This window comes from Crateriforma conspicua, assembly GCF_007752935.1.
Taxonomy (GTDB): Bacteria; Planctomycetota; Planctomycetia; order Pirellulales; family Pirellulaceae; genus Crateriforma; species Crateriforma conspicua.
Genome location: NZ_CP036319.1, coordinates 3305046 through 3324656 on the forward strand (window position 1 = coordinate 3305046; position 19611 = coordinate 3324656).

12 protein-coding genes are annotated in these 19611 nt (G+C 57.5%); 6 read left to right on the forward strand and 6 right to left on the reverse strand.

What is annotated here, in order from left to right:
- Window positions 1-181: 181 nt before the first annotated feature.
- Both Mal65_RS12435 and Mal65_RS12440 read left to right on the forward strand, forming a co-directional pair.
- Window positions 182-1516: an excinuclease ABC subunit UvrC gene (locus Mal65_RS12435; protein ID WP_145297928.1), complete on the forward strand. Its 1335-nt coding sequence runs from the start codon at window positions 182-184 to the stop codon at window positions 1514-1516.
- Window positions 1517-1734: 218 nt separating this feature from the next.
- Entirely contained in the window at window positions 1735-3105 is a 1371-nt protein-coding gene (locus Mal65_RS12440; RefSeq protein ID WP_145297932.1) for a Gfo/Idh/MocA family protein, read from the forward strand.
- A 288-nt stretch (window positions 3106-3393) separates the two neighbouring features.
- Here Mal65_RS12440 and Mal65_RS12445 read toward each other — a convergent pair whose 3' ends face one another.
- The 3 genes from Mal65_RS12445 to Mal65_RS12455 all read right to left on the reverse strand — a co-directional run bounded on the left by Mal65_RS12445 (window position 3394) and on the right by Mal65_RS12455 (window position 7596).
- Window positions 3394-4575 carry an FG-GAP repeat domain-containing protein gene (locus tag Mal65_RS12445; RefSeq protein WP_145297935.1) on the reverse strand — a complete coding sequence of 394 codons (1182 nt, stop codon included), beginning with the start codon at window positions 4573-4575 and terminating at the stop codon, window positions 3394-3396.
- A 190-nt stretch (window positions 4576-4765) separates the two neighbouring features.
- Window positions 4766-4981: a hypothetical protein gene (locus Mal65_RS12450; protein ID WP_145297938.1), complete on the reverse strand. Its 216-nt coding sequence runs from the start codon at window positions 4979-4981 to the stop codon at window positions 4766-4768.
- 143 nt (window positions 4982-5124) lie between these two features.
- Entirely contained in the window at window positions 5125-7596 is a 2472-nt protein-coding gene (locus tag Mal65_RS12455) for a glycoside hydrolase family 3 protein (RefSeq protein WP_196784794.1), read from the reverse strand.
- Window positions 7597-7846: 250 nt separating this feature from the next.
- Here Mal65_RS12455 and Mal65_RS12460 point away from each other — a divergent pair, with 250 nt between their 5' ends.
- From Mal65_RS12460 to Mal65_RS12475, 4 genes are all read left to right on the forward strand, one after another.
- Window positions 7847-9484, forward strand: a complete 1638-nt coding sequence (locus Mal65_RS12460) for a sulfatase family protein (RefSeq protein WP_145297941.1) — start codon at window positions 7847-7849, stop codon at window positions 9482-9484.
- 228 nt (window positions 9485-9712) lie between these two features.
- A complete protein-coding gene (locus tag Mal65_RS12465) occupies window positions 9713-11470 on the forward strand; it encodes a hypothetical protein (RefSeq protein WP_145297944.1) in 1758 nt (585 codons plus the stop codon).
- Window positions 11467-11934: a hypothetical protein gene (locus tag Mal65_RS12470; RefSeq protein WP_145297946.1), complete on the forward strand. Its 468-nt coding sequence runs from the start codon at window positions 11467-11469 to the stop codon at window positions 11932-11934. Before Mal65_RS12465 ends, Mal65_RS12470 begins: the two co-directional genes overlap by 4 nt.
- 357 nt (window positions 11935-12291) lie before the next feature.
- Window positions 12292-13419, forward strand: coding sequence for a patatin-like phospholipase family protein (locus Mal65_RS12475; protein ID WP_145297949.1), 1128 nt, complete (start codon window positions 12292-12294; stop codon window positions 13417-13419).
- 830 nt (window positions 13420-14249) lie between these two features.
- Here the strand turns inward: Mal65_RS12475 and Mal65_RS12480 are convergent.
- The 3 genes from Mal65_RS12480 to Mal65_RS12490 all read right to left on the reverse strand — a co-directional run bounded on the left by Mal65_RS12480 (window position 14250) and on the right by Mal65_RS12490 (window position 19505).
- Entirely contained in the window at window positions 14250-15542 is a 1293-nt protein-coding gene (locus Mal65_RS12480; protein ID WP_145296824.1) for an IS4 family transposase, read from the reverse strand.
- A 433-nt stretch (window positions 15543-15975) separates the two neighbouring features.
- A complete protein-coding gene (locus Mal65_RS12485) occupies window positions 15976-17316 on the reverse strand; it encodes a sulfatase-like hydrolase/transferase (RefSeq protein WP_145297951.1) in 1341 nt (446 codons plus the stop codon).
- 14 nt (window positions 17317-17330) lie between these two features.
- The gene (locus Mal65_RS12490) at window positions 17331-19505 is read right to left on the reverse strand and encodes a glycoside hydrolase family 32 protein (RefSeq protein ID WP_165701232.1); all 2175 of its coding nucleotides are present in this window, start codon (window positions 19503-19505) and stop codon (window positions 17331-17333) included.
- Window positions 19506-19611: the final 106 nt, after the last annotated feature.

Consider the following 19611-nt stretch of genomic DNA (forward strand, 5'->3'; position numbering starts at 1 on the left):
CCGTCCGGCTTGCAAATCCGGTCCGCCCTGCAATCCGGTTCTTCTTGTAGAACGAATTTATCCACGACACAGACGGCGTTTAAGGCAATTCGCGTCGAAGCGATCCACGAACCGCCTTTGCCACGCTCGCCGGCTGCGACTCGTATCCCCCGTCACTCAATCACCTTCATTTTGTCACCGGATGACTCAGCCTCTGCCCGACACGCCCGGCTTTCAACAGGCGGCCGCGAAAGTCAAAACGTTTCCGACCAGCCCCGGCGTCTATTTGATGAAAGACTCCGCCGGGGTGGTGATCTATGTCGGCAAAGCAAAGAACCTGCGCAGCCGCGCGGGCAGCTATTTTTTGAAAGCCGCCGCCGAAGACATGCGGACCGCCGATTGGATCGGCGAAATCGCGGACATCGACTTCTTGGAAACCGACAGCGAAGTCGACGCGTTGTTGACCGAATCACGGCTGATCAAAGACATCCAGCCGCGGCACAACAAAGATCTGAAGGACGACAAGACGTTTCCGTACCTGATGATCACCACCCGCGAAGAATTCCCACGCGTGGAGGTCACCCGCGAACCCAAACAAAAAGGCGTCAAACTGTACGGCCCCTTCACCAGCGCCGGTGCATTGCGGGGGGCCATCCAAGTGATGCAGCGGATTTTTAAATTTCGCACTTGCAGTCTGGACATCAGCGAATCGGACGAACGTTGGAACTGGTTCCGACCGTGTTTGCTGGCCAGCATTCAACAGTGCACCGCGCCGTGCAATTTCCGCATCAGCAAGGAAGATTATCGACGCGACATCCGGCGGCTGCAAACCTTCCTGGAAGGCGGGCGAACGAAACTGTTGAAGGAAATGACCCAGGAGATGCAGTCGGCCAGCAAGAACCTGGACTTCGAACGAGCGGCCGTGTTACGGGATGAGATCCGGATGCTGGAGCGTCTGGACGAACGCGGCGAACTGGACACCCATGCCCAGCCGGAGGTCTTTTATATCGATCCGAAAAAGGGCCTGGCGGGATTGCGCAAAGTGTTGCACCTGAGCGAAACGCCGCGGGTGATCGAAGGCGTCGACATCGCGCACCTGGGTGGCGGCCAGACGGTTGCCAGTCTGGTGCAATTCATCGACGGTCTGCCTTTCAAACCTGGCTATCGACGCTTTCGCATCAAGGACGTTTCGGGGATCGATGACTTTCGCAGCATCTATGAAGTCGTTTCGCGACGTTTCCGCAAGCTCAGCAACGACGGCGAAACGTTCCCCGACATCCTGTTGATCGACGGCGGTAAAGGCCAATTGAACAGCGCGATGGCGGCGTTCCGTGACCAGGAAATCACTCCGCCCACGGTGATCAGTTTGGCCAAACGCGACGAAGAAATCTTTCGACCGGGCGAAAGCGAACCGATCCGGCTTAGCAAAAGTGCCTTCGCCCTGCGGTTGTTGCAGTACGTCCGCGACGAATCGCACCGCTTTGCCCAGCACTATCACCACATCCTGCGGTCCAAAGCCACGCTGGATGATCGCTAGGCCGATTTGTTTTCGTTCGCCTATTCCCAAAATCCGGCCAATCTGACATCGGCGACCGGACGACCTCAAAAATGGTCGCAGTCCTGCTCCGGCGCAACGACACGTCCCGACTTGATGCTAAACTGTGCCGTTTCACCAGCCAGCGCGGAACGCCTGTTTTCCAGGCTCGGCCGCGAATCAAACCTGCCTGCCCCCCTCTTTTTCCGGAGAAACCAGCCATGTCCCGAGTCGCCATCCACTCACGCCGTCGTTTCCTGCAAGCCATGGCGGCCACCGGCGCGGCCGGTGTTTCCCTGGCCGCATCGCCGCGATCGATGGCCGCGATCTCGCCGAACGAACGCCCGGTCTTTGCAACGATCGGACTGCGCAATCAAGGGTGGACGATCACCAGCAAGTCGTTCAAGTACGCCGATTTTGCCGCGCTGGCCGACGTCGATGCGAATGTTCTGGGTGAGAACATCGAGAAGGTCAAAGAACGCCAGGGCACGGCTCCCGAAGGTTATGCGGATTACCGCAAGGTGCTGGAACGCAAAGACATCGACGCCGTCATGATCGCGACGCCCGATCACTGGCACACCAAGATCGCCGTCGAAGCCATGCTGGCGGGCAAAGACGTCTACTGCGAAAAACCCCTGACGCTGACGATCGATGAAGGCAAATTGATCGAAAAGATCGTCAAGCAAACCGGACAAGTGTTCCAAGTCGGAACAATGCAGCGGACCGAGAACCAGCAGCGTTTCCTGCAAGCCATCGCACTCATTCGCGAAGGCCGAATCGGCGAAATCAAGAAGGTCACTTGCGGAATCAACGGTGCCACTGGTTCCCCCGTGATTCCCGCCATCGATGTTCCTGAAGGTCTCGATTGGGATTTCTGGCTCGGACCGGCACCTAAGGTTGCCTACCGTGCGTTGCCAGAAATGCGAAAAGGCTACGGCGGCGGTGTGCCTCTTTACACGAATTGCCACTACGCTTGGCGGAACTGGTACGAATACTCCGGTGGTCAAATGAACGACTGGGGTGCCCACCACGTCGACATCGCGACTTGGGCATTGGGAGCCGGCGATACCGGTCCGAACAAGATCACGCCTGTCAGCTATTCGTTGCCGGTGGACTATAAAGACGGATACCCAACCGTTGCCGACCAATACAACTCGCCGACGAAATTCGAGATTCACGCCAACATGCCGGGCGACATTCCGCTCGTCATCACGAGCGAAGGCGACAACGGCATTTTGTTTGAGGGCACCAAAGGTCGCTTCTTCGTCAACCGAGGAAAGATCGTGGGCAAACCTGTCGAGGATTTGGAATCGAACCCGCTTCCCGAAGGCGCGGTGGAAGACGTCTACGGCGGCCCGGTGGCTGAGAACCATACGGACAACTTTGTCCAAGCCATGCGAAATCGCACCCAGCCGATCTCGGACGTTTGGTCGCACAACCGCATGTTGGAAACCTGTCACTTGGCCAACATCGCGATCCGTTTGGGCCGTGAATTGAATTGGGATCCCGCCAAACGCGAAATCGTCGGCGATGAAGAAGCGAACTCGTTCCTGTCGCGCGAAAGCCGCAAGGGCTACGAGATCGACATGTAGGTCTCGACTTGCACCTACGGCCGATCAATGGTCGGCCTATCTGTAACCCTCCGCCAAACTCGCTAGCATCGGGTGGCCTCGTCAAAAAGGTCACCCACCGCTAGCGTCATTTCGGCTCACAAAGTCGCCTTTCGCTCCGCGAAAGTAGCGTCCGCTCCCGGCCAACCAACCTGAGTCCGACACGCTATCGTCAGGTCTTGGTCACGAAAACGATCGCCCCGCGGCTCACAAAGTCGCCTTTCGCTCCGCGAAAGTAGCGTCCGCTCCCACCTTAAAATCGCCCCAAAATCAGGGTGTCTCGTTGAATAGGATGACGAGGTTCTTCGTTTGTCGTGCCGCAGCGACGATGTCGACTTTGCCGTCGTCGTTCATGTCGGCAACCTTCAGATCTTCGACGGCGATTTCCTCCGCGGTCAACCTCTGTTCGGTCCAATGCGATCTGTCTTCGGCTGCCGGAATGAACATCTTAATGCCGGGAATCCCCGTATCATTCATCGCTCGCCATCCCACGACGATTTGGTCGGAACCGACACCCAGGAAATCCGCACAGGCTAGTGCATGGCCGTCTTTCAGTGCCTGATCCAGAACGGCCTGTCGTTGCCACAGACCGCCGTCGTTTGATTGCACGTAGACCGCGCTGGTCGAACCATGTTTCGGTTCAATCGTCACGATGAATCGTTTTCCGTTGGGCAGTCGTCCGTCGCGGATTTCACCGGCGAAGTCCTCGGTCAATTGACGCGGGGTCCAGCCATCGTTGCCGCGGTCGAAGTGCCACACACCTTCCTTTGCCGCTACGATCAACTCTTCTTCGGGATCGTCGTCCCAATTGACGCGGTGAAAGTTGTGGGAAAGGTGCAACGATTCACTGACGACCGAGTAATTCCATGGTTCGCGTGGATCCTGCGGCATCGTGTATTCCAAGATCCGCAGGGCGGGGCCGTCACCGTCAACGCTTCCCTTGCCGCGTAACGGTTTGACGATCAGACGGTACTGATCGGTCCCGGTTCGAACCCAGTGCATGCGATGCGTGCTGGGGTCATGATGCAAGCGAACCGGTTCCCAAAGCTGCGTGCGATCCTGAGGCGGAACCAGGTAGAAAACCGCGCCATCCTTCACACTCTCGCGATAGTTCCACTGGCCTCCGATCGCAATTTCACAGCGTCCGTCGCCATCGATGTCTCGAGCCGTGACGCAGACGTTGTCACGTTTGGTCAGGTCTTCCGCGATCACATGCTTCGTCCACGACGGGCTTTCGTACCACTGGATCGTCCGTTTGTCGGCCAGCACGATGTCGCGTTTGCCGTCGCCGTTGACATCTTCCAATTGCACGCCATAACCGATCTGAATCTGATCAATCGTTTGGACGGACCACTGAAACCGGGGCGTCGTTTCGTCGCCGAATGTAAGAGTCGATTGACAGATTACCAGGAGGCTGGCCACGCAAAGCTGCGTCGTGATTCGATTCAACATGCTTCTGCATTCGTCCGGAAAAAGGGATGGGCACCTGGCATGCACCGTTGACTGTTTCCGGTTGCCGTCGGCCCTGCGCCGCGGACCATCACCGCGTTATCGAACCGCTTCGTCAAACCATCACGCGGCGATTCGATAAGCGACGAATCGTCATGCGAAGCATAACCGACCCGCGATCGGCCGGTCGGACCTACAGGCGGCAGTCGGTGGATTTCGAGTCTCCGGCGGCCATGACTCGTTCGATCTCATCGACCGACATGCCACGCTGGATCATCGACTCCTTCAGCCGACAAGTTTCCTGGTGTTTTGCCCAATCGCCCCACGTCTTGGCCAGGATCGGGATTCCCACGGCGCAGACGATCGCGACGATCGGAATGGAGAATGGGCTGGTGAAAAAATCCGACATGGTCTCTCCCGTGATGAAGCTCGGTTACGGCTGGTCGATTCGCTGGCCGCAGCCGATTCTTGGCAACCGACCGCGGAAAAAGCATCGGCGGCGTCTTGTGGTGACGACCGCCCGCGCACATCGCCTGGTGTTGCTCCCTGAATCTACTGCAAATCGATGTCGGAGACGCTGATTTGCAGACTGCCATCGGTGGCGATTTCAATCCCCGAGCAACCGGAAAGGGCGGCGTCGGAATTGGAAAACGACGTCAGCGGAACCGTCAGACTCACCCATTGTCCCTGGCCGGCGGCTGCGATCCGGTCTGTGATCGACACTGTGGCGGATGAATCGCTCGCCGACAGACGCAGCGTCACGTCTTCGCTGGCCGGTTGGTCGACACGCAACCGAATCCGAATCGACTTTTGATCCGACGCCAATTCCACGGGCGTTGGCGACGTGAAGGCGAAAGCGGCTGGCCGTGCCCCGTTCCAACGAACGACTCGGATGTCTTCCTGCGCCTTCTCGTCGGCGGAATAGATTTGCAAGGTCCCATCGGTCGTTGCGGCTCGGGTGGCACGAACGGCCACGGTCTCGTCGTCCGCCGCCAGCGTCATCTGCCACGGTGCAACCGCGCGACCGGACTGGAAAAACCGTGACCGGCCGGCCAAGTTTTGGGCGTCGTAAGATTCGGCCAATTCGCCAACGGTGACCTGATCACCGTAAGTCAAACCGTATCCATAAGCGAACAACGGATCATAGTTTTCATCGCCAACATTCAGCGGCGTTTGGTCTGGAGTCCGCGGCCATGAATAGGGCAGCTTGCCTTGGAAGTCATACTGCGGCGTGCCATCGGTCTTCGCCAGCAAAACGTCGGCGACGCCCACGCCCTCCGAACCAGGCAGCCAAGCGGCCACAAACGCATCGGTCGCATTGATTTCTGCGTTCACCCACAGCGGTCGTCCCGACAAGAATACACCGACCGTCGGGATACCCTGATCGTGGTACTGCTGAAGCAATTGCAGATCGGAGCGGTCTTCTGGCTTGTACGCCAGTGTTTCCACGTCGCCTTGAAATTCCGCATACGGGTCTTCGCCAAAGACGACCAGAACCGCGTCGGGTTTGATCCCGGGGGCCGCTTCGGACGCAAGGATGGCGTCACCACCCGCTGCATTCATCTGAGCTTTCAACCCGTCGTAGATCGACGTGCCGCCGGGAAAATCATCGTTGCTGTTGCCCGTGCCCTGCCAAGACAACGACCAACCCCCGCACTGTTTTCCGATGTTGTCCGCTCCGTCGCCGGCGACCAGGATCGTGGACGACGGTGATAGCGGCAGCGTTTGTTTGTTGTTCTTCAACATGACCAACGACTGGCGGACGGCACGGCGTGCGACGTCACGATGCTCGGGAGTTCCAAGCTGGTCAAAGTCGCCAGCGAACGGGCGTGTCGACGGCAAACCTGCATCGAACAGCTTGGCCCGCAACTTGACCCGCAAGATCCGCCGGACTGCATCGTCCAGTCGTGCCATGTCGACTTCGCCCGCTTCGGCGTGTTGCATCAGACTGTCAAACATTCCTTTCCAACTGTCCGGTGCCATGAACATGTCCAGGCCGGCGTTCAAAACCGGCAACGCGTCGGTGACGGTACAGCCCGGGACTTGGCCGTGTGCGTTCCAGTCGCCGACGATGAATCCGTCAAACCCCATGCGGCCTTTCAAAACATCCGTCAACAGGCCGCGATGACCGTGAATCTTTTTGCCTTGCCAACTGGAAAACGAAGCCATCACGCACTGGACGCCGGCGTTGATCGCCACCGGGTAACCCGCAGCCTGCAAATCACGCAGGTCTTCCTCAGACATCTGATTGTCGCCTTGGTCTTTCCCGCCGAATGTGCCACCGTCTCCGACAAAGTGTTTGGCCGTGGCGATCACGTGGGCGCCGGTCAAAAAGTCGTCCTGTCCGGCGACGCCTTGAATACCTTCAATCAATTCTCCGGTGTAACTGGCGGTCACCGCGGGATCTTCGGAATAACCTTCATAGGTTCGTCCCCAACGGTCGTCTCGCACCACCGCAATCGTCGGCGCAAAAGTCCACTCTTGGCCGGTGACGCGAATCTCCTTGGCCGTCACGGCGCCGATCTCGCGCAGCAACTTGGGATTGCGTGTCGCGCCCAGTCCGATGTTGTGGGGAAAGAAAGTTGCACCGACAATGTTGTTGTGACCGTGAACGGCGTCGGTACCCCACATCAACGGAATGTACGGACCACCCTGCAGATCACACTGTCGGCTGGCCTGGTAAAACGCGTCGGCCAGATCTAACCACGCCTGTGCATCGGCACGGTTGTCGCCGCCGGGGGCTGAGTTACCGCCATTCAATACGGACCCCAGCGGATAGGTTTTCAGGTCGTCGGGTTGAATCGAACCGATGTCCGCCTGAATGACTTGGCCGACCTTTTGTCGCAGCGTCATCTGGCTGATCAGTTTCGTGATCCGCGATTCAATCTTCGGGTCCAAGCCCACGGGGCTTTCTGATTCTGGCCAAATCTGTGGATGAACCTCGCCATCGTTTTGTGACGATGCGACGCCGCCGAGCGCAACGAACCAGACGAGTGAAAACAGAGCAAGTCGAGACTGAAACATGGATTTCACGGAGAGACAGAAAAGGTGGATTCAGAAGCCGCCGTCATTCTAAGCACCTCCGCCCCGGCCCGCGCGGCGATGCTACGTTTTGCCCCATCTTACCAACAAAGGGGACGGGGGTCCTTTTTGCTGTGCGGCGGCGAATCGTCCGAACGGGGCCCAGCCGAATTGACATTCGGGACCCGGCGCGGCAGGCTGCCCGGCGGCTTTTCTGGCATACTTTTCTCTTTTTCGCAGCTTTTGGGACACCATGAACGACGTATCGATTCGGAAACTCATCGCATTGTTGGCGATCGCCGTCGCGTCGACCCTCGCCGGTTCCAGCGCGCGGTGCGCCGATACGCATCAACCAAAGTCCGATCGCCCCAATGTTGTCTTCTTCATTGCCGATGACATGCTGCCGCATCATTTCAATTGTTTGGCCGAAGGCAAAGGCCGCAATCTGACACCGAACCTGGATCGGTTGGCGGGCGAGGGCGTGGTGATGGTGAACCAGTATTGCGCTTCGCCGATTTGTACCCCCAGCCGCTACAACGTTTTGACCGGTACCTATGCCAGTCGAGCGACGAACCCCGCTTTCCTGCAAACCACGCAGAACAATGGGGGTCAGACCAAGGTGGAGTTCAACACGCACATCATGAAGGACACCCCGACGCTGCCGCGAATGCTGAAGCGGGCGGGGTACGAAACCGCGATGGTGGGCAAGAACCACGTGGTGGAGGTCGCGGGGTTGGAAACGTTTCCGGATTTTGATGCCAGTGCCAAAGCCCCCGAGAACATCACGCGATTAAAAGCCAACCATGACAAGGTTTGCCAAGCAATTCGTGAAATCGGATTCGATTACGTTGACCGTGTTTATCACAATAACCCGCACTTCCTGGGGCTTCACGAAGTCGCGGTCCAGAACATGGAATGGATCACCGAGGGGGCGATCAACTTTCTGGACCAGGATCATGATCGTCCGTTCTTTCTGTACATGGCCACGACCGTTCCTCATGGTCCCACCAATGGTCCGCAATCATGGAACGCCGATCCGCTGATTTCGCCGCTCGGGTACTTGGATCGTGCTCCCGATGTACAACCCGCACGACAAACGATTCCAGAACGGATTCGCCAAGCCGGGCTTTCGGTCAACGACGACACGTGCAATCTGTTGTGGCTGGACGACGCGGTCGGGGCGCTGATCAAAAAGCTGGAACAGACCAATCAGTTGCAGAACACGGTATTCTTCTTCTACAGCGATCACGGTCAAAAGGCCAAAGGCACTTTGTACGAAGGCGGCGTGCACAACCCCAGTATCGTTTGGCGACCGGGCGGTTTCCCGGTCGGATCGACCAGCGATGCACTCGTTCACGTCGTCGATTTTGCACCGACCATCGTGCAAATCGCCGGGGTGGATCCATCGACAGGTTCATTCGATGGTGAGAGCTTTCTGGGTTATCTGAACGGAACGCCCGCAACCAGCGATCGCGTCTTGTATTTCGAGCTTGGTTACACCCGCGCCGTCCGCAAAGGTTCTTGGAAGTACTTGGCGGTGCGGTATCCGGCTGACATTGAAAACATGTCGATGGAACAGCGGAAACGAACTCTGGAAAACTGGAACGCCGCACGGCGACGGCGGCACGTTCGGATCGTGACCGAAGACCCGAGTCTGCCGTTCAGCCATCTGACCGCGATCCCCGGCGGCGGTGACGCCGAGAGCGGTTCGACGGGCAGTCTGCCGGGATACTATGACCGCGACCAGTTGTACAACTTGGACGACGATCCTGGCGAGCAGAACAACTTGGCCGGCGCCCCGGAGTACGCGGAGAAACTGCGCGAGATGAAACAGATCTTGAACGCCCATGTATTGCGGCTTCCGGGGACGTTCGGCGAGTTCGGAAAGTAGGCGGTTAAGCCAACGTCGCCTTACGACGCGCGAAAGTATCGCAAACCACGACGGCATCGTCGCAAAGTTTTTCACGCCACAACACCACGACTTTCTCTCCGTTTCGTCTGCCCGCACGACCTATGGTTGCGTGTGACTTCCGGCAGGTAGCCGAGTCGCGGAGCGTCCGGTTGGCACGGTTCGGACGGTTGCACAGAGATTGCCGTGTGTGTTGTAGCGATTTTGCGGATGAAATTTGCGCTGATCATCACCGGTCTGTTGGCCGGCTTGGCGATGGCGGCCCCCATGTCGGTCGTCTTCGGCTATCTCTTTCTGATCATTCCCGGGTTGGTTTTGACGGCGGCCCCGACGGTTTTCGTTTACTTGGCGGCGACGGCACTGATCCGCCGCGTGCTTCCGATCACCTCTGTCGTGGCATCAACGGTCGTTGCGTTCGGCTTGGCGTTGCTGTTGGGTTGGGCCGTGATGCAGCCGTTTCGATCCTCCGCACTTCGAGGTTATCACGCACAACAGGCACCGGATGTGGCGCCCGACGAGCTGATCCATCTGGACGGAGACGTGCGAGTCGAGTTTCCGGATCGTCGTGGCGATCCAGAGTGCGATTACCTGTGCACCGCATTGTTAGATTCGGCGGATGTGAACAGCGTCACCGTTCGCGTTGGTGATGACGTTCAGCCAACACCGAACCGAAAGACAGTCCCAACAAACGCATACCAATTGGTGGACGCCGACCCGACGGATCCGGTCGGGCTGTTCCCCAACAAGCCTGGGCAGTTGATCCATGAGTATCCTCCGCTGACCAAGGCCCACGTGGGGCGTGAAGTCATCGTTGCACGCAAAGTCATCGAGGCTGACTGGGCCTTGCGTTTGTGCGGCAATGAACGCTTGCGTCTGGCGGATCCCGTTGATGCGGCAACCGCGGACTGGATCATTCGCGTCCAGAAAAAGCGACGATATCCGACGTATGATTTTCGCGAGGTCACTGTCGCGGACTCCAACGGCACCGTGCGTCTTCGCAAACGTTTTCACAAGCAATCGGTGCCGGCCCGGATGTTCTATTTCGGCTTTCATGTCAGTTGTGGTGCCGGAACGATCTCCAGTGCATCGTTTCACATCGGACGTCAAACGCTGCAGACGGGACCGATTTCGTTGCGTCCCGAGACAGAATTGCTGTCCGCGGTTCGACTAGCTCTACCTCGCACCGATTCCCAAGTGCTGGACACGCTTCGCGAAGAAGTCATTCAGGCACTGGATGATCCGGACGCACCACTGGCCCGGCTGGAGCTTGCCAAGAGGTACCTAGGTCTGCTGTTCTTCGACTCGGTGCCAACTGACCATGCGCTGATCGCAAAAATCGTTGCCGACGATCGCGTGACCGGCATCGACGATTCGATTCGAGACGTCTTTTCCGAAAAGAAGTTTCCCGTTGCCATGCGAGATGCTTATGCCAAGCGGATCGTGATGGATCACACATCCGCGGAATTGCGGCATCGGCTTGCGAAGTTTCTGGCAACACTTCCGCCCGGAACATTTGACCAGCCTTCGGTCGAACACCGCAAGATTTGGAACACTCCGGAACTCTATTCCCAGGCGGGACCTTTCATGGCAACACTGGCCGATTTGGATCCTGCGGTCGCGATGCCCACACTGAACTCCGCGCTGGATCACGCAGTGACTTTAGATGATTACCGACAACGTCGCGGCTTGGTCGATGGTATTCGTGAAGCTTTGATCCGGATGGGGCCCGATGGTGTCGAGGCCGCACCAAAGATTCGCGAACTGTTTCTGCGTCGCCCATCGCCCATCATGCGGACGTCCAAGGAAGCCGACCAGTGGCGATTCGCTCTGGCACGCATGGGCGTACCAGAGTCGGACATGCCGTTCTTTCCCGGCCAGTCCGATCAATCCATCAAACGGATTCGCTCTCGGGTCGCGGACCGTTTGAAACGATACGAAGAAGATCAGAAGGGCAAAAACGAATCATGATGGAAAAGATTATCATGCACCTATTCGGTTATGGTGTTTTTGTCGCGTTGATGGTCACCATGTCCAAAGCCCATGCACGGCGTTGGAATCGACTGGCCGCAAAATATCGGGCGAATCAACGACCGACCAACGCAACGACGCCCGTCTTTTCCAAACGCACCATGCAGACGGTGTTTTTGACCGGACGCGACATCGGCTGGAATTCTTACAAAGGCATCGTCACGGTGTCGGTCGGCGACGAAGGCATCATGCTGTCGTTGATGCCACCCTTTTCATTGTTTCATCCGCCACTGCAGTTGCTGTATCGCGACATTCGCATGGAGCCGACGCGGTGGGGACTGATCAGTAACTGTTGGCGGTACACCGTGACCGGTGTGCACGATGTCCAGATCGTGATGTATGACGAACTGCATGAGTGGATCCAAAACCAGGCCGCCGCTCTGGTTCCTGCCGCGACTGTCTGACAACAACAACTGATTAGCAATGAAGTTGGGGTCGAGCGAAGCTGACGACTTTGGGGACACTTTGCTAGGAACCGGGGCCGATTCCCGTGTGCGATAGCCGTGGGGGGGGGGCGTTTTGGAGAATCGGAGGTCCGATTCGCTTCAGGGAAAGTTGGGCTGGGGCGTCGTGGTGGCTGGCCGGCACGGGAAAGCAGGGAAAGCACCGCCGCGAAAACTTGCCTGGATCTGTGGGGCCGAAAACGGCTACCTTTGCCCGCGTTTCGAACCAACCCCAGCGGCGGAATTCGTGTGCCTCGCATTCGTTCTGCCGCAAAGCCGCGTTTCACGCGCCGACTGTCCCCGTATTCCGCTGGATTCATGAAGATTGCACTCGCGTTTTCCGGCGGCGGCGTTCGTGCCACGGTGTTTCACCTCGGCGTGCTCGCGCGTCTTGCCCGTCAAGACTTGCTGGGCAACGTGACCACGGTCAGCAGCGTTTCCGGCGGCAGCCTGGCGGCCGGTCTGGTCCTGTCGCGATCAGGTTATCGTTGGCCGTCCAGCGAGGAATACCTGCGCCACGTCGTGCCTGATATACACCAGTTGCTGACGACACGGGACGTCCAGCGTTCGTTTGTTTTCAAGTCGCTGACGTTCCCTTGGCGTCTCGCACGTGGCAGAGCATCGGTCCTGGGCGATACGCTGCGTAGGCATTGGGGTATCGACGGTAAATTGGCCGACCTGCCCGATTCACCTCGGATCATCATCAACGCCACGTGCTACCAAACGGGAAAGAACTGGCGTTTCCAGCGTGACGTGATGGGGGACTATCAAACCAAGTATGTGCGTAACCCCGACTTTCGCCTGTCACATGCGCTGGCGGCATCCGCAGCCGTTCCCGGTTTGATCGGCTCCCTGGTCGTCAAAACTCGCAGCCATCGATGGGCCGAACACCAGCCGCATGGTTGGCAGGCCGTCGAACCGGGTTACAAACGTTTGAACCTGTGGGATGGCGGTGTGTATGACAACCTTGGCGTCGAATCATTGTTCAAGCCCGGTGCCGGTCTGCGAGAAGGAACCGACTTTCTATTGGTCAGCGATGCCTCGCGCGCATTGGCGGGTACGCCACGCCGATCCAAAGCACATCCGGGGTACGTGGAGGCATCCTTGCGACTGGTGGATGTTGCAACAGATCAAGTCCGCAGTCTTCGCGCCCGCATGCTGATCGACTTCTTCAAACAGAATCCCGGATGCGGAGCCTATCTGCGATTGGGGCTGCGCAGCAAAGGCAGCGACGCCCGCAGCAGATTGAACGGCCAGGATGCGTTGACCGAAGACGAAGTCAAACGGGTTGCCGACATGGAAACCACGTTGCGACGACTCGGCCATGGCGAATTCAGCCTGCTATTTCGACACGGCTACGAAGTTGCCGACGCAACGATGGTCAAGCACGGGGACAAGTTGCTGCGAATCCAACCACAAAATCACGTCCAGTTCAAAGCTGCCTAGTGTCGTCAACGCTGACCAGCCACACAGTCTCTCTCGGGCACCCACCTAACGCCGTAGCTGGATGCGCCAGCATTCAGGGTCCGCAAATAGGCCTAAGCAGACTGACAGGAGTTTTGTCACAAATGGCAAACCCACGAGTAGCTTTTTTGAAGTTGCGCTTTTACCCGGGGCATTGGTTTTTGGGTAACCCGAAGCGTAAGCGAGGCGATGTCGACATCATTTTTTCACTCGCTCACGCGTCGGGTTACCAGGAAATCGCAACTTCAAAACCCGTAGCAAAGGGAACGCGTTCTTTGCCGGTTCGTTCCTCGCCAACGCATGGTTGCTGAACTCAAGGAGAGCAGTTCCGCTACTTGTTATCTACGAGACTCACTCAGGTCGACGTGTTGATGGAATCCGCCGCCCGAGCGTATATCTCAATGTAACCGCACCCTGCACATCGGAATGCTTGCAGATACACGCAGTCTTTCGGGTCGATCCGCACAGAATCCAAGGCGAAACCGCGTTTCCTTTTGGGCTCTCCGTCGCACCAAGCGGTCAGTACGGCAGAAGATCCGGGAAAACCAGACAGAAATCCCCGGCTCATCATGCAAGCGCATTTCGGACAGGGTTTATCGTCCTCACACATGCGAGTTCTCCTTCCGCCAGAAAAAGGGGTCAGGCGCAATACTGTTCGGCTCACCTTATGCACTGATGCGGTTTGGGCGGCTTTTGCGTGGGAGGCAGTGCGACGCCGCAAATGCGACGAAGGGTTTGGCAACGCGAACACGAGTCGACCGCGCAGCAGGGAACCGCCCAAGTGGCTTCACTTCGGTCGGTGCGCATTGCTCCTACAGAGCCTTCGGTTTCAATTTTTTGATATGAGCTTCTAGTTCCTCCAAGCTCGCCCAGCCGAGTAAATAAAAGCAGATCATCTCGTAGGTCCGTTTGTTCGGTTGACCCCCGGTGTAGATCAGGATCAGCAGGCAAGCGATGATGGCTAAGTACATTTGAATCTCGACGCCTGCCGGCTTGGTGCTCAGTAGATGCCGACAGCCCAGAAGCTGTTTGATCATTCGGAAGAACAGTTCGATGAGCCAGCGAAGCCGGTAGGCTTCGGCAATCAGTTCCGCCGGAACGTCCATTAAGTTCGTGACCAATCGCAGTCGACCATCGCAGTGAGAGCCTTTGCTGCCAGTGCGGACATGCGGCGGGACTTCGATTTCGATGTAACGAACCGGATGATCGCTTGCGACCGTTTTGCGGTTGCTGGTGTGAGCTCCCAAAACGACTTCTCGGTCGATGCGGACACCGGCGTCGCGATCTGCTGCGGTTAGGTCTCGCTCACAAAGGATCTTCGGCGTGCTGTTGTCGCGGGCTCGGCAAATGTAGCTGCTTCGGGCGGCGTTGATTTGGTTGAACAATTCAAACTTGGCATACCCACGATCAATCACATAGCAGCGATCTGGTTGCAAGACGGAAGCCAGGACTGCCTTTTCGTCATCTTTCCCCTTGGGCTTGGCTGGCGTGGCATCGATTCGCTCGGGGATTCCGCGAAGGATCTCGAAATGAGTGTGCATGCGGTATCCATCAACCGACCTACCTTTAGTCGTTCCGCCTGCCTTATCAGGCAGCCAAGCCAAAGATGCCACACGCACGGCCGTCTTGAAGACGCTGCCATCGACGGCGGTGAGTTGATGTCCGATCACATCAAACTTCGATGGGTCGGCCGAGGGCACTTCGGTAGCAAGCTCCGCGGCGATCTTCTTGAGCGGCTCGGGGTCAAAGATGCTCACCGACTCGGAGAGCGATCCCAGCGAAGCTCGCCCGACGCCGAACTTCTTCTGGACATCTTTGAGTGTGCTGGCTTGCTGTAGTCCACGAAGCGATGTCAGGATCGGATTGAACATCCACATAAGAACTAGCACGCCGTACTGGTCCATGTGCAAATCACGATTGCAGGATTTGTCGCGTGCAGTACCGATCTCGTGCAGGGAATCCAACAGTGGCCGGATCTTCTTGAAGAACTTCAGGCCCTGCAGTTCCGCGGCGCGAATATCAGGCGAGTCTTCCGAGGCCGCATCCCTGTCGCTGCCGAGGCTCTCGGTCGTTGGGCTTCGTTGTTTAGGGGGTCGGTTCGGCACTGACTCATCCGCTGCGTGTCAAACTGGCGGAACATCCGCCAAATTTGAATGCTTGCGCAATCGCCGTGCCAAAAGTCGTTAAAATTCAATGTGCAACTTTCGTGCCGAACAGTATTGGGTCAGGCGTCAATTTGTCAATCTGGGATGCATCAAGCGGTTTTGGTGCAGCGTGGGTTGGCTTCGTCGTTTCGCAACGTCTGTGTCGAAAGCTGCCCCGTGGCAACCGAGGCATACGCCGTAGCTGGATGCGCCAGCATTCAGGCACCGCCCCTTCCGTCCGCCTCACAAAGCTGACTCCGTCGTCACCAAGACACGCTGTGTCCAGCAAGCTATCAACTTGGGTTTTCAATTGGTTCATTTGGGCCAGCCAACCGAAAGTGTTAACGCCAAAAACAGGCCTGACCCCGTGTTGGACGTCGGGCTCCCATTTCGGTCAACGGATGCTGTCTTGTGGCCGGAGGGCGTCAGTGCCTTCGATCGAACGCATCAGCGCGCGTAGCTCTGCAACCTTGTCCGGATACTTTGCTGCAAGGTTTTGTTGCTCGCCTAGGTCGGCGGTCAGGTCGTAAAGCTCCTCTGCTATCGGGCGGTCATCTTCGACGGCGTAACCATGAAAATGCGCGTCGGCTTTCAAGTACTTCCAGCGACCTTGCCGAACGCCCGCACGCGAGAAGTAAAAGTAGTCTCGTCCGGAATCTCGTTGACCCAGCAACAGATCGGTTTGATCGATTCCGTCGATTCGGCGGTCGTCGGGATCCGCGTAGCCGGCAAGGTTGGCAAACGTCGGCATGAAGTCGATCGTTGCAAAGATGGCATCACTGACTCTTCCCGCGGGCACCTTGCCGGGCCACCGCACGATGCAAGGCAGACGATAGCCGGCTTCGTAGGGAGACCCTTTGCCGTTGCGTAGCGGCCCGGCGTTGCCCCAGAAGATCGATCCCTCCGGATGCCCCTTCTTCCGTTTCGTGTACTTGTCTTGATTCCATGGTCCATTGTCGCTGGTGTAGATCACCAGTGTGTCATCACGCAAGCCGAGGTCATCGACAACATCAAGCAGCCGTCCCGTCTGAAAATCAAACTCTTCGACCACATCACCATAAAGTCCGCCGGCCGACGTGCCGCGGAAATCGTCCGAGGCATCGATGATGGTGTGCATCATCGTATGGGCGACGTACAGGACGAACGGCTTGTCCGGATCACGACGTTGCGTAAGAAAATCGATCGCTTTGTCAGTGTAAAGCTTGGTCAGGCTTCCCATGTCGCGGGTCGAACCGGCCGGTTCATTGTTCTCATGAAAGTCGACTTTGCCGTTGTCGTTCGCACCCAACGTTCCAAAGTAATAGTCAAACCCCTGCGCAAGAGGCATGCGTTCGATGATCGCTTTGCGGTTGGAAACATCCCATTTCCCGATGCACGCCGTTTGATATCCGGCAGGGCGAATCAGTTCGGCAAACGTGATCTCCGAAGCCGGCATTCCCCAGCCGCGACTGCGAATCGGTTGACGGCCGGTTAAGAGAGCCGAACGTGAGGGGCCGCATACCGTTTGCGAATAGAACGACGTGAATCGTGTCCCTTCCTCGGCCAACTGGTCCAGTCGCGGCGTCCTATTCGTTGGACTGCCGTAGCAGCCGAGGTCAGCGTAGCCCTGGTCATCGGTGAAAATGATCAAGATGTTCGGCTTTTCCGCCGCCAGCGATGGTGTCGCCGAAGCAGCGACCAGCAACAGGCCGGCCAACAGTCGCAAACCGGCGGAAACTTGTTGAATGAACGGCATCGCAGATTGACCTTCTACTTGTTCCAGATGGATTTCAGTTCGTGGGCGTCCAACCGAAGAAGTTTGGCGTTTCCACCGATCGCAGAAATAGAGACCTCCGTCCCGCCGATCTTGGCCGGCCCGCTTCCGCTGACGAAGACGCGACCGTCGTTGCCGATGATTTCAGTCAGGCTGCGGTCGGCCAGGACCTGAATGTCAACTCGGCCGTTGATCGTTTTCAACGGGACATCGTTCAAGGTTTGTGCCTTCGCGTCGTAGGTAATCGTTCGCCCGGGAATCTCGAGCTTGACCGTTTTGGCCGAACCGACCTCAAAGGAGACACGCACGTCCAGTAGGTCGCTTTCCACAGGTAAGCGAACCGGCTGGCCGCCGATCATCGGCTGTGGTTTTGCGCGATGGCTTTTCACCCGCAGTTGTTCAATTTCACGAATCGGCTGGGCGAACATACGAATGCCATCTTCGGTCGTTCGCAGGGTCAAGCGATGCGGAAAGCTGAAGTGTTGGTTGTACGGGCCGGGCGAGGAGACTCGGAGCCAGCCCATTTGAATCTTCCGGCCGTCGGGTGCATTGTCAAACGTTTGTGATGCGTAGTACGGTCCCCAGTGGACTTGGTGTTTGCCTTCGTGTTCGGGAGTGAATACGCGGCCGTCGAACGTTCCGATCGCATACTTGGCATCGGCCGCAAAGACGACCCAACGCGTGTTGTGTTGCTGGTCGTCCACGGGCAATTCGAACAGTTCGGTGCACTCATAGTACCCCGGCAAATGACTCTGTTCGGTCCAATCTTTCAGATCGGTTGACGTATAGAACGCTGCGTTGCGTTTGTATTCGGGATGTTCGTCGTAGACGACCATGACCCAGTGGCCACCCAATTTCTTTGCCGCTCCGTTCAGTGGCGTGTCTGCGTCACCGTAGGCGTACCATATGACTTTGGGATCGCGACCTTTGTGTTCGACAACGGGGTTGTCTTCGTACCACGTGAACGTCTTCCCGCCGTCTTGGCTGTACGCAATCGATTCGCCGGCACCTGTATCGGTTAGAAAAGCGACCAACGTGTTCTTGCCCCAACCGGCCGTGTTGTGCTTGTCCACCGTGGCACCGCCGGAGAAACAATCACGTTGCGCCATCGTTTTGGGAAACAGTTTGTTGGGATGCTGTTGCCAGCGCAGCAGGTCTTTGCTGGTCGCGTGACCCCACGTCATGTTCCCCCAAGGCAGGGCCACCGGATTGTGTTGGAAGAACAAGTGCCAGGTGCCGTCGTGATAGACCATCCCGTTAGGGTCGTTGTTCCAGCCGACCTTCTGCGTGAAATGAAACTGAGGCCGGTGGGGTTCGTGATAGAAGTCGTCTTCACCTGGAATGTGATCCGATGGTCTGACCAGCGCAAATCCTTCCTCAGTCACTTTGTTGGCCACGACGCGAGCCGTCTGACCGAGATAGGCATCCAATGTAAAGAAGGCGTACCAGTCGGTCGTTTCTGCCGACGTTGCGATATTCAACGCATAGCGACGAACCTCCTGGTCGTCGACAAAAACTTGAATCTGGCCCTGGGCCTTTGGCTTGTTCTCAATGGGGATGACGAGGTACCGATGATCGATCGTGAACGTCTTTTCGCGAGCCGCAAAATCGGGCAGCCTAGGTTTCGTATCGGACTGGACAATGTGGTCGACATTGATGTGTCCCCAGCCACCGGTCGCGGAGTCGACGACTTGAATCGTCGCCGTCTGGCCCTCGTATTCGCCGACGTCCCAGGAAGCAGGTTGCAACGCTTCGCTGCCGCCCGGACGGATGTTGGTGCCGGTCGCGGTAAGCACTGTTTTTCCGCCGATTTGCAAATTCATGCAAGTCTTGCCCGCGTGCCCGCCACCACCGATCAGAAACGTCAGGTAACGTCGTTCGATGGTGATCGGCGGTGACGTCAGCGTTCCGGTGCTGCGATCGCCTTGATGAAAGGAATTGGCCAAACGATCGCCGCGAAAGCCGCTGACTTGCATTTGTCCCTTCAGCGTTCCGTTTGCCGGGCCGGTGCCAAACGCATCGCCCTCGGCTTTCCACGCGCCGTAGTCCGCTTCTTCAAAGTCGGCGACCAGAAGATCGGGACGTGCCGGCGGTTGGGCGTCGACGCGTTGAGCAACCATGACGCTGGTAATCAGGACGCAAACACATAAGGTTGCGGTGAACGCTTTCACAGCGAATCTCCCGGATGTTTTCCAGACAGGAAGGCGGCGGGTGTGATCGATGCTGGGTGTGGGATGAACGAAGGGATGCAGCCGTACCGACTTGGCCGGTCACTGA

Coding starts and splice junctions, on each gene's coding strand:
- Mal65_RS12435 (WP_145297928.1), top strand. CDS start 182: ATGACTCAGCCTCTGCCCGACACGCCCGGCTTTCAACAGGCGGCCGCG.
- Mal65_RS12440 (WP_145297932.1), top strand. CDS start 1,735: ATGTCCCGAGTCGCCATCCACTCACGCCGTCGTTTCCTGCAAGCCATG.
- Mal65_RS12445 (WP_145297935.1), bottom strand. CDS start 4,575: ATGTTGAATCGAATCACGACGCAGCTTTGCGTGGCCAGCCTCCTGGTA.
- Mal65_RS12450 (WP_145297938.1), bottom strand. CDS start 4,981: ATGTCGGATTTTTTCACCAGCCCATTCTCCATTCCGATCGTCGCGATC.
- Mal65_RS12455 (WP_196784794.1), bottom strand. CDS start 7,596: ATGTTTCAGTCTCGACTTGCTCTGTTTTCACTCGTCTGGTTCGTTGCG.
- Mal65_RS12460 (WP_145297941.1), top strand. CDS start 7,847: ATGAACGACGTATCGATTCGGAAACTCATCGCATTGTTGGCGATCGCC.
- Mal65_RS12465 (WP_145297944.1), top strand. CDS start 9,713: ATGAAATTTGCGCTGATCATCACCGGTCTGTTGGCCGGCTTGGCGATG.
- Mal65_RS12470 (WP_145297946.1), top strand. CDS start 11,467: ATGATGGAAAAGATTATCATGCACCTATTCGGTTATGGTGTTTTTGTC.
- Mal65_RS12475 (WP_145297949.1), top strand. CDS start 12,292: ATGAAGATTGCACTCGCGTTTTCCGGCGGCGGCGTTCGTGCCACGGTG.
- Mal65_RS12485 (WP_145297951.1), bottom strand. CDS start 17,316: ATGCCGTTCATTCAACAAGTTTCCGCCGGTTTGCGACTGTTGGCCGGC.